General features: G+C 48.3%; 7 protein-coding genes, 1 pseudogene and 1 CRISPR repeat array. Of the genes and pseudogenes, 7 read left to right on the forward strand and 1 reads right to left on the reverse strand.

Annotation, left to right across the window (positions count from 1 at the left end; translation table 11 throughout):
• Positions 1-130 (reverse strand): helix-turn-helix domain-containing protein (locus tag G465_RS16560; RefSeq protein WP_155846549.1); only part of this gene is annotated, 130 nt, incomplete at its 3' end.
• A 21-nt stretch (positions 131-151) separates the two neighbouring features.
• Here G465_RS16560 and G465_RS15595 point away from each other — a divergent pair.
• The 7 genes and pseudogenes from G465_RS15595 to cas6f form a co-directional block, all read left to right on the forward strand.
• Positions 152-281, forward strand: a pseudogene (locus G465_RS15595) (IS200/IS605 family transposase); the annotation flags it as partial.
• Positions 282-560: 279 nt separating this feature from the next.
• Entirely contained in the window at positions 561-1,538 is a 978-nt protein-coding gene (gene cas1f, locus G465_RS0111395) for a type I-F CRISPR-associated endonuclease Cas1f (protein WP_022654587.1), read from the forward strand.
• Complete coding sequence (gene cas3f, locus G465_RS0111400; protein WP_022654588.1) at positions 1,535-4,828, forward strand: type I-F CRISPR-associated helicase Cas3f; 3,294 nt, start codon at positions 1,535-1,537, stop codon at positions 4,826-4,828. Before cas1f ends, cas3f begins: the two co-directional genes overlap by 4 nt.
• A gap of 30 nt (positions 4,829-4,858) precedes the next feature.
• A complete protein-coding gene (gene csy1, locus G465_RS14590) occupies positions 4,859-6,184 on the forward strand; it encodes a type I-F CRISPR-associated protein Csy1 (protein ID WP_022654589.1) in 1,326 nt (441 codons plus the stop codon).
• A complete protein-coding gene (csy2, locus tag G465_RS14595) occupies positions 6,177-7,148 on the forward strand; it encodes a type I-F CRISPR-associated protein Csy2 (protein ID WP_022654590.1) in 972 nt (323 codons plus the stop codon). Before csy1 ends, csy2 begins: the two co-directional genes overlap by 8 nt.
• 12 nt (positions 7,149-7,160) lie before the next feature.
• Positions 7,161-8,204, forward strand: a complete 1,044-nt coding sequence (gene csy3, locus G465_RS0111415; protein WP_022654591.1) for a type I-F CRISPR-associated protein Csy3 — start codon at positions 7,161-7,163, stop codon at positions 8,202-8,204.
• Between the two features lie 6 nt (positions 8,205-8,210).
• Positions 8,211-8,759, forward strand: a complete 549-nt coding sequence (cas6f, locus tag G465_RS0111420; protein WP_022654592.1) for a type I-F CRISPR-associated endoribonuclease Cas6/Csy4 — start codon at positions 8,211-8,213, stop codon at positions 8,757-8,759.
• Positions 8,760-8,888: 129 nt separating this feature from the next.
• A CRISPR array of direct repeats spans positions 8,889-11,319; the repeat unit is 28 nt; unit sequence CCGAACTGCCGCACAGGCAGCTTAGAAA.
• Positions 11,320-11,355: the final 36 nt, after the last annotated feature.

An 11,355-nucleotide genomic window follows, 5' to 3' on the forward strand; every position in this document is an offset into this window, starting at 1 on the left:
CGTAACGCGACTTCTGCAACGCCAACGCCTTGTTGAACACGAACCGGCACGAGCCAGCGAAGCGGCGCATTTGCCGCTCCTGATGGCCATCTGGCACAAGTTCGTATTTGAAGGCTTGAAGTCGTTGCATGGCTCAATTATAGTTTGGTCTATGAGCAATGACAATGATATTCGGCACGGTCGGCACTGCGTTTTTAATATGCATGTCCATTTGGTCTTTGTGGCGAAATATGGACGGCGAGGATGATCATGTTCACCTATTGGTGGCGTACCCGCCCAAGACTGAAACCCAAGGACGGCTACACCGTCCGCGCTATCCTTCCCCGCCCTGAACGGCGGGGCTTGTCGCGCACTGGGTCATGAAGTGTTGGGTACGATCAAAAACATTACGGTTTCATTCACCGCCGGTCATTGGTTTGTCAGCGTTCATTCTAAACAAAATATCCATTAAAGTTAAAAAAATAACTTAGCAAACCTATATCTATAATTTTTGTTATTTGTCAAATTCAAATAGAATTTTTTCTACAAAAATCAGGTTTTCAATTGACTAAACCGTAGACATGAAAACCTTCACTTCCTCCGAACTAAAAACGATTTTGCATTCCAAGCGTGCCAATCTGTATTACCTCGAATATTGCCGTGTTCTAGTGAACGGCGGGCGTGTCGAGTACGTGACCGACGAAGGTAAGCAATCATTGTATTGGAATATTCCCATTGCCAACACAACGTGTATTTTACTCGGAACAGGTACCTCTATTACACGAGATGCCATGCGCGAATTGGCTAAAGCAGGGGTATTAGTTGGCTTTTGCGGGGGTGGCGGTACGCCGCTTTACAGTGCCAATGAGATAGATGTCGACATTGTTTGGTTTTCACCGCAAAGCGAGTACCGGCCAACAGAGTATTTGCAATCGTGGGTGAAGTTTTGGTTTGACGACGCTTTTCGTTTGAAAGCGGCAAAGGTCTTTCAGGAAAAGCGTTTACAACAAGTTGCACACCTTTGGCAAAACAACCGGCGGTTATCTGAGGCAGGTTTTCATGTTTCCCCCGAGGTGCTACTAGCCGCGTTACGCAACGCCAGCGAACGAAATCAAATGGCCACTGATCACACGGCTTTGCTAACTGAAGAAGCGCGTTTGAGCAAAAAACTATTTCAGTTGGCGGCAAATGCCACTGAATACGGTGATTTCACTCGCAGCAAAGGCGGCAGTGGGCACGACCCCGCAAACCGATTTTTAGATCACGGTAACTATCTCGCCTATGGACTGGCTGCCACAGCAACGTGGGTACTGGGTTTGCCTCACGGATTGGCGGTGTTGCATGGCAAAACACGTCGTGGTGCGCTGGTTTTTGATGTAGCTGATCTCATTAAAGATGCAATTGTATTACCCCAAGCCTTTATCTCTGCCACACGCGGCGACGACGAACAAACCTTCCGTCAAGCTTGCCTACAGGCCTTTTCACAACACGAAGCGTTAGACTTCATGATTGATACATTAAAAGATGTGGCTTTGACGATAGGGAACCTTGCCGAATGAATATTGTTTTGGTGTCTCAATGCAGCAAAAACGCACTGACAGAAACACGTCGTATTCTTGACCAATTTGCCGAACGACACGGCGACCGCACCTGGAAAACCATCATCACCCAAGCAGGCCTCAATACCCTGTATGGATTATTGCGTCGCAGTGCCCGTAAAAATACGGCTGTCGCTTGCCATTGGAACCGAGGTCCCAATCATAGTGAACTGTTGTGGATTGTCGGCGATGCACGCCAATTCAACGCACAAGGTGCTACCCCCACCAACACAACCCGCCGTGATGTGCTGCGACAAGGCGATGAAAATGATTGGCATGGCTTAGAAGATATCCGGCTGATCGCACAATTGGCAGCACTTTTTCACGATTTCGGCAAAGCCAATGATGCGTTTCAGAAAAAATTAAGCTCTGGCAAACCCCAAGCTGATGCGTTTCGTCATGAATGGGTATCGCTGCGTTTGTTTGAAGCCTTTGTGCGCAGCTGTGGCAAAGACGATATTGCTTGGCTGACAGCCTTGCAAGATAGAGAAGAACAGGCCGAATGGCCGCCAGTCGAGTTCAAACAAGATGATCTTAAAATCTTCACCGCGCCTTTAAAAGGTTTGCCCCCTTTGGCTCAGATGATTGGTTGGTTAATCGTCAGCCACCATCGCTTACCTGAACCAGACATGAAAAATGGGGAAGACATTAATCGTGAGGGGTTATTACAGCGGTTGCCCGAGCTGATCTCCGCCAATTGGTGTGGCGCTCGTCCAGATAGCAAAGAATCTGATAGGAAAGCCTGTTGGACATTTAAAAAAAATCTACCGTGGAATAGCCAACATTGGCGAAAACATGCCTCTCGTCTCGCAAAAAACATTTTATTACAACGTCCACATCTACTTAACACCGAGACAGCTCAACAGTGGGTAAGAAGCCCTTATGCGCTACATATCGCCCGCATGGGTTTGATGTTGGGTGACCATTTTTATTCCAGCCAAATCAGTCAACTGCGCTATGGCGATCCTGTAAAAGGGAAAGAAAAACCGCTTTATGCCAACACACGGAATACGCCTGAAGGACGTGTATTAAATCAACGACTTGATGAGCATTTGATTGGCGTAGAAGTCAATACTGGACGGATTTTGCGCACTTTGCCGCTGTTAGATGGGCAACTACCGCGCATTGCACGCCACAAAGGTTTTCGTGAACGCAGCAAAGGGGCATTTCGTTGGCAAAACCAAGCGTTTGATTTGGCAGAAGCATGGGCAGAACGTAGCGAAAAACATGGTTTTTTTGGGGTTAACATGGCCTCAACCGGCTGCGGAAAAACCTTGGCAAATGGTCGTATCGCCTATGGTTTAGCTCATGCACAAAAGGGGGCACGTTTTACAGTGGCGATGGGGCTACGTACCCTCACTCGTCAAACAGGTGCGGCCTATGGCGAACGTTTGGGGTTGAACGAAACCGATTTGGCTGTTCTTGTCGGTGGATCAGCACAGCAAGCACTGATTGAGGCATTAGCAAGCCGCGATGCCTCTGGCAATGAATCTTCGGTCGATTTATTACCAGAACACAATTATGTGCATTACGAAGGCTGTTTAGTCGATGGGCCTCTCAAAACATGGTTAGGCAAAAATAGCCAAGTACTACGCTTATTAGATGCCCCAGTGTTGACTTGCACCATTGACCATTTGATGCCGGCAACAGAAAGCACGCGAGGGGGACATCAAATTGCCCCTATGTTGCGCCTCATGACGTCAGATTTGGTATTGGACGAGGTTGATGATTTTTCCCAAGAAGATTTGCCAGCCATTGCTCGTTTAGTCCATTGGGCAGGACTACTTGGGAGCCGAGTCTTGTTGTCTTCAGCCACTTTGCCGCCAGCGTTGGTACAAGGTTTATTTTTGGCTTATCAACAAGGACGACAGGCTTTTCAAGCACATCGAGAACAGGGGCAGTCTTCGGCCGTAGTGTGTGCATGGTTTGATGAATATGGTAGCGAAGCTGATTTCTATGATGAAGGGGCGGCTTTTCTTGCCCGTCACACACAATTTGTGTCGCGTCGAATCGCCAAACTCAAAGCCATTGAGCCACGGCGGCGAGCAAAAGTTGTCCCATTTGAGCCAGATCTTGCCGCTGCCCCTACCCCACTGCAAAAAGAATCGATCTGTTACGAGCAATGGGCAAGCCATTGCCTTGATTATGCTTTACAGCTCCATCAACAGCATCATACAACCCAGCCTAACACAGGGAAAAAGGTCAGCTTTGGCTTGATTAGAATGGCTAATATCGACCCACTGTGTCGGGTTGCTCAATGGCTATTCACTCATGGTGCACCTGATGGTGTGCATGTTCATCTTTGTGTATATCACTCGCGCCATCCTTTATTAGTGCGCACAGAGCTTGAACACACCTTAGATCGGGTATTGCAGCGCCATCGCCCTGAAGCGGTATTTGAACATCCCAGCATCCAACAGGCACTGACAACCACCCCAGCGCAAGATCATCTGTTTATTGTCTTAGCCACTGCGGTAGCAGAGGTTGGACGTGACCATGATTATGACTGGGCGATTGTTGAGCCTTCATCGTTGCGTTCGATCATCCAATTGGCTGGGCGTGTGAAGCGGCATCGAACCGAAACCTGTCCAACTACCTCGCCCAATGTGTGGTTGATGTCTCACAACGTAAAAGCTGCGCAGGGCCAACGCCTCGCTTTTGTTCGACCCGGTTTTGAAAGCAGCAGTTTTCCAATGGTGTCCCACAATTTAGACAAAGTGCTTGCGCCAGAGCAATTACAACCACTCACTGCCGCACCACGGATTGCAGAACGAGACACCCTCGATCCACAACACAATTTGGCCGACCTTGAGCACGCGACCTTGAAAGACTTGATGTTGGATCAGGCAGCCGGCGTGTCTCAAAAGCAAATACCTGTGACCTATTGGTGGAAAACATTGGCCCATCAAAGTGGTTTCTTACAAAGAAAGACCCCTTTTCGGCGCGATCCTGAAGGCCGCGCCGCACACACTCTACAGCCCAATGCCAACGGTGGCCTTGATTTGGTGCGTTTGGAGAAAGAAGGGCAATGCACCTTACAAAACAGTCGTTGGATGCCGCTTTCCCTAACTTTGGGAAAAAACATCTCGAATTGGGCCACACCCGATTATGAAATTGCTTTAGAAACACTGGCGGAAGAACAAAACCTACCCATTGAACATTGCGCCAACCGTTATGGATTATTTGATTTACCACAAAGAGAGAACGTAATTTGGCATTATCATGGTCATTTAGGATTTTTCAGAAAATAGAGTATTTTTTAGGAATAATTAGGAGGTTTGATGAGCGAAATATTGTCTGAAGAGACCTCACCGATCACAGCATCTGACATTCGAACGGTGATTTCGTCTTTCTTAACCGAAAGATTGCAGGGGAAATTAGACAAACTCAAAGCAGAAGAAACCGAGGCGAGAGACAGCTTGATCGATGCGTTTACACCAGCTGTTTGGATTGCCGATGCTGCCAGACGGGTCGAGCAAATTCAACAAGTCACTCATGCCTTAAAGTTCAATCACCCTGATGCAAAAGGATCCAGCCTAAGTAGTACCGGTAACAAAGCGGCTCTGCACTATGAATTTGGTAGTCATAGTTTTAACCATCAACTCGAACCCGATGTCGTCGGTAACGCGGCAGCTTTGGACGTTTACAAATTTTTGCGTTTGAAAGTGGCAGGGCAAACCGTCCTAGATTTGTGCCTCACTCAACATCCAGCGTTGATGGATTTATTCTGTGAATACAGCGGCGGAGAAACACAAGAAGCAGAAAACTGGTGCACAGCATTTGCCACTTTGCCAGAACCAAAAGGTGAATTAGCCAGCCACAAGCTAAGCAAGCAAATCTATTGGCCCCTATCCGATGGTACTTACCATCTGCTGCTACCGCTGTTTCCAACCTCTTTGGCCCATCATGTTTGGAATACGATGCGCCAAGACCGTTTTTCTGATGAGGCCAAAGCCGCCCGTGAGGCCCGCAAAATAAAGAAGCATCACGATCACGGTTATCGCGACTATCCCAATATAGCAACACAGCATTTTGGTGGTACCAAACCACAAAACATCAGCCAATTGAATAGTGAGCGGCACGGCGAAAATTGGCTATTAGCCTCGTGTCCACCCACTTGGCAAAACCAAAATAGCGTGCAACCTCCTTTGCAACAACGCAGCATTTTTTCGCTATTTGGCCGCCGAAAAAATGTCAGATTCACACTCAATGCCTTGAAAAACCTGTTGGGAAAAGCAGGGGACTACAACAATGTAGCCATTCGTGAGGCTCGCGCCGCATTAATTGATGACATTTGTGATGAGCTGTTGCAATACACTGCCGAGCTACAAGCACTGCCCGCCGGTTGGAGCAAAAACAGTATTTTGGATGAGGCAGAGCAATATTGGCTTGATCCTGAGCGCGGGAATGAAGATGAAGACTTTGCCAATCGCCGCAGCCAAGGCCAATGGTTGGACGAGGTTACGCGAAACTTTGCCAATTGGTTAAACAGTGCCTTAGATAAAAATAACAAACAATTGCACTTTGGCGATGCTGAAGCGCAGGCATGGCAAACCGTATTGGAAGATCGCCTACAAATCATCCGTTGGAGTTTGAACCATGGTTAACCCTCAAGTGGACACTGCTGGTTTGTTGGTGTTGCCACATTTACAGATCCAAAACGCCAATGCCATTTCTGGCCCTTTCTCTTGGGGTTTTCCGCCACCATCGGCTTTTTTAGGCTTTGCTCATGCACTGGAGCGCAAATTATTAGCTGCTGGCGTATTAGAAAAAGGGTTTGCTGGCGTGGGTGTGGTATGCCATCGCTTTGAACCACAAGTCACCCGTCTAGCCAGCAAATATCAATATGTCTTTCATCTCAGCCGAAACCCCATCAATAAAGATGGGACACCTGCCACGATCGTGGAAGAAGGGCGTGTTCATTTAGAGATCAGCCTAGTTATCGCAGTAAAAGATGAATTATTTGGTGATACGGAAATTGCACCGTTGATTCAAGCGGTTCATACAGAAGTCAATGCGATGCGTTTTGCAGGTGGTAGCGTATTACCGTGGGGGCAGCAACAACGAGCTTACTGGAAAACCGTACCGCAACAACAAACCGAACAAGAGGCTTTTTTCAAAAAGCTGCGTTATCGCCTTTTACCTGGTTTCACTTTGGTACATCGTCCGGATAAATTACGCACACATCTGGACACACTTGGCCCCAATGCTACGGTGTTAGATGCACTGTTAGATTTAACACAATTAAACATCGCCCCAGCTACCCCCGACCCCACTCACCCCGAATTTGTCGAATGGCAGGTGCACAAACCTGCAACAGGTTGGTTGGTACCCCTGCCGATTGGCTATGCAGGATTATCACCACTGCATGCTGCCGGAGAAGTTACCAATACTCGCGACGTGGCAACCCCAACCCGCTTTGTCGAGTGTTTGTATTCCTTGGGTGAATGGATTGCCCCTCACCGTTTGACCTCTTTTTCACAGATGCTTTGGCGCCATCAAGCGGAACCTGACACAGGGTTATACCGTTGTGTCAATTTCTATACCGATTTAAACCCATTTTCTGCATAAGGAATTTTTCACATGGCAAAGAACGATGCTTTAAAAACAGCTTCTGTTTTGGCTTTTGAACGTAAATTGGATGCCTCTGACGCTTTATTCAAAGCAGGGCAATGGAACGACATGGCACAAGGCAATCTGTGGCCAGATGTTGTGGTTCACGAAAAATCTGTGCGCGGCACCATTTCGAATCGCCTTTCAACAAAAGATCAAGACCCCGCCAAACTCGATGCACAAATCCAAAATCCAAATTTACAAACTGTCGATGTAGCCAGTTTGCCGAATGATGCCGATACCCTGCGGGTGCGTTTTACCTTGCGCGTGTTGGCCGGTGCAGGCGAACCCTCGGCCTGCAACAATCTTGATTATCAACATAAGCTACAAGCGACGGTGAAAAGCTATATCGAGACGCAAGGGTTTGGCGAATTGGCACGTCGCTATGCAATTAATTTGGCCAATGGCCGTTTTCTGTGGCGCAATCGCATCGGGGCAGAGCAAATTATGGTCGAAATTACCCGCCGTGCCGAGGGTGAAATTCAGCAGCAATGGCGTTTTAATGCCCTCGATTTTTCTTTGCGCAATTTCGATGTTCCAACAGATCAGGCAACAGAATTAAACACTCTTGCCAGCGTGATTGAGCAAGGTTTATCAGGAAAATGCCATGTGCTGTTAGAGGTCGTTGCTTTTGTACGAGTAGGCGATGGCCAAGAGGTATACCCTTCACAAGAATTGATTTTGGACAAGGGAAAAGGGGATAAAAGCAAGACCTTATATGTTGTTAATGGGATTGCAGGGATGCACAGCCAAAAAATCAGTAATGCGCTGCGCACCATCGATACATGGTATCCACAAGATGATGACAGCGACTCCCACAATAGCCCGATTGCTGTTGAACCCTATGGCTCGGTAACATCACAAGGCAAAGCCTATCGTCAACCTAAACAAAAAGCCGATTTTTATAATTTACTTGATAACTGGGTATTAAAAGACCAAGCCCCGTCAGTGGAAAACCAACATTATGTAATGGCCACCTTGATTCGCGGTGGCGTATTTGGTGACAAGGACTAAACCCGCATGAATCACTATCTTGATATTCGGATTTTGCCCGATCCTGAATTTTCTCAGCCCATTTTGCTTAAAGCTTTGTTTGGCAAGGTGCATCAGGGGTTGGTTGCACATGGAGATGGCAAAATTGGTCTAAGTTTTCCCGAGCACACATCAACCCGTTTGGGTAGCCGGTTGCGTTTGCATGGTTCTGAAGAAAAATTGTTGGCATTGATGGCCAGTGATTGGTTGGCGGGAATGCGCGACCATTGTCAATTGAGTCAAATCTTAGCTGTTCCTGCTGGTGTTCAATATCGGGTGGTTCGACGGGTGCAATCGAAAAGCAACCCCGAACGGCTACGCCGGCGAGCCATTGCCCGAGGTGCTGATCCTTCTGAGGTGGCAAACAAAATCACCGAGGGTAAAAAGCTGACATTGCCTTCAGTTGAAGCGCGAAGCCGCACCAGTGGCAAAACGTTTTTTTTGTTTATTGAACATGGACCTTTGCAAGATCAGCCCATTGAAGGGGAATTTAGCTGTTATGGGCTGAGTACCACAGCAACAATACCTTGGTTCTAACCCTTTTTTTCGACCAAAAAATCCCCTCTTTTAAATCAATGGGTTACAAAAGGGGGGATAAAAAAGGGTTTTTTAGAGAATAGACAAAAAGTTCTTTAAAAATTAGAATGATATTTGCTTTTCTATCTACCGAACTGCCGCACAGGCAGCTTAGAAAAAGAGGCACTGGCAAAGACCTCCGACGCTGCACCGAACTGCCGCACAGGCAGCTTAGAAAATTACTAAAGCGCGAATAAAATAATTTTTTGTCCGAACTGCCGCACAGGCAGCTTAGAAAAGTCAATACAAGAGAGATATATCAATACAATACCGAACTGCCGCACAGGCAGCTTAGAAAAAACGCTTGCGTTTGAGCATGAAAATTGTACCCCGAACTGCCGCACAGGCAGCTTAGAAATTGTCGACGTTCCGGCAGATGTAAAAAGCATTCCGAACTGCCGCACAGGCAGCTTAGAAATTTATCTTTTAGCGTCTTGACACGCTTGCAAGCCGAACTGCCGCACAGGCAGCTTAGAAAATAAAGGAAGCAAAGCAATGAAAAACCAAAAACCGAACTGCCGCACAGGCAGCTTAGAAAATGTTGCGCGGCAATCATGGCGACTACTCAAACCGAACTGCCGCACAGGCAGCTTAGAAAGGTGCAACAAAATCAGATTGTCAAGACTGGATCCGAACTGCCGCACAGGCAGCTTAGAAAAGTATCTACCGGCTTTATCTTGCGATAACTTACCGAACTGCCGCACAGGCAGCTTAGAAAACAAGCCGGCCTAGTGCCGGCTTTTTTTTTTCCCGAACTGCCGCACAGGCAGCTTAGAAATTGTTTCTGCATTGTATGTCATGCTTTCCAGCCCGAACTGCCGCACAGGCAGCTTAGAAATTCGCTCGATAGGTTTCTTAAGTCCCCTTGAGCCGAACTGCCGCACAGGCAGCTTAGAAAATTGGCTGCAACAAGCGCCATCTGCATTTTTGCCGAACTGCCGCACAGGCAGCTTAGAAAAAGCGAAAACCGAAACCCAGCAAGAAACCATCCCGAACTGCCGCACAGGCAGCTTAGAAACTCAAGCCGCACCTGTTTGAGAATTGACGATTCCCGAACTGCCGCACAGGCAGCTTAGAAATTTACCCGTCAGGCTTACCGGCTTGGCTATCACCGAACTGCCGCACAGGCAGCTTAGAAATGACACTGATGCAGTGCAGGCCGAAGCGAAAACCGAACTGCCGCACAGGCAGCTTAGAAATAGTGGTGAACGCTGGGGCCAACCGCCCGTTCCCGAACTGCCGCACAGGCAGCTTAGAAACGATGTCGCCGGCTGGTCGAATATCGAATTGACCGAACTGCCGCACAGGCAGCTTAGAAAATCAACAGTAAATAGACTTTCTGCCCACGGGACCGAACTGCCGCACAGGCAGCTTAGAAAATCAAGCCCAACACAAAACGACCTGATATTGCCCGAACTGCCGCACAGGCAGCTTAGAAAACTTGCTGATAGCCATCTTGCTAACACCCATCCCGAACTGCCGCACAGGCAGCTTAGAAAGACAGCCATTCCGCTAGACGGGTTGTAACTGGCCGAACTGCCGCACAGGCAGCTTAGAAACTCATCACTACCATCAGTCTGATGCCAGATTGCCCGAACTGCCGCACAGGCAGCTTAGAAAGAATGCACCAACACATTGCGAGCAACACCAGACCGAACTGCCGCACAGGCAGCTTAGAAAATTTGGCCTTTTCTGCTTTATCGTATTTTGTCCCGAACTGCCGCACAGGCAGCTTAGAAAGAAACCGCCGCCAGCATTACAAAATACCTAGGCCGAACTGCCGCACAGGCAGCTTAGAAACGATGGCTTTCAAATCACTCTCAACCGGCGACCCGAACTGCCGCACAGGCAGCTTAGAAACGCAACCGAAGGCACGCCCTCTACCAATCCCGTCCGAACTGCCGCACAGGCAGCTTAGAAAAAAAGGCTGCAATACATCACTAAAAGATACCACCGAACTGCCGCACAGGCAGCTTAGAAAACCACCTCCGATCAGTTTCCTGAAGCGGTAATCCGAACTGCCGCACAGGCAGCTTAGAAAAAGCGGCTTCAGTAACATAGCTGGTAACACCGCCGAACTGCCGCACAGGCAGCTTAGAAAAAGCCATTAACACCGCCCAATCTTTCGAAAGCCCGAACTGCCGCACAGGCAGCTTAGAAAATATCGAGCCATAGGGCACATTTTGGCGTGTTCCGAACTGCCGCACAGGCAGCTTAGAAACGCGTTATCACCCAAGAGTCTTAAAGCAGTGGCCGAACTGCCGCACAGGCAGCTTAGAAAAGTCGGATGTGCCGTTAATTGTCCCTGTATATCCGAACTGCCGCACAGGCAGCTTAGAAAGGTTACAGGTTCGGTTACAGGTTAGAACACTTCCGAACTGCCGCACAGGCAGCTTAGAAAGGTGGCCGCTGGCAATTGGGGCAGCGCTGCGACCGAACTGCCGCACAGGCAGCTTAGAAAAAACGGGAGTGCTCCACGCACCAGAGAACGCGCCGAACTGCCGCACAGGCAGCTTAGAAAAAACAAGCCCAAGACGATTACGCGGACTATCTCCGA

It is taken from the genome of Aquaspirillum serpens DSM 68 (assembly GCF_000420525.1).
GTDB lineage: Bacteria > Pseudomonadota > Gammaproteobacteria > Burkholderiales > Aquaspirillaceae > Aquaspirillum > Aquaspirillum serpens.

Bases quoted from the DNA above. Each gene is read 5' to 3' on its own strand.
- cas1f (WP_022654587.1), top strand. From the start codon at position 561: ATGAAAACCTTCACTTCCTCCGAACTAAAAACGATTTTGCATTCCAAG.
- cas3f (WP_022654588.1), top strand. From the start codon at position 1,535: ATGAATATTGTTTTGGTGTCTCAATGCAGCAAAAACGCACTGACAGAA.
- csy1 (WP_022654589.1), top strand. From the start codon at position 4,859: ATGAGCGAAATATTGTCTGAAGAGACCTCACCGATCACAGCATCTGAC.
- csy2 (WP_022654590.1), top strand. From the start codon at position 6,177: ATGGTTAACCCTCAAGTGGACACTGCTGGTTTGTTGGTGTTGCCACAT.
- csy3 (WP_022654591.1), top strand. From the start codon at position 7,161: ATGGCAAAGAACGATGCTTTAAAAACAGCTTCTGTTTTGGCTTTTGAA.
- cas6f (WP_022654592.1), top strand. From the start codon at position 8,211: ATGAATCACTATCTTGATATTCGGATTTTGCCCGATCCTGAATTTTCT.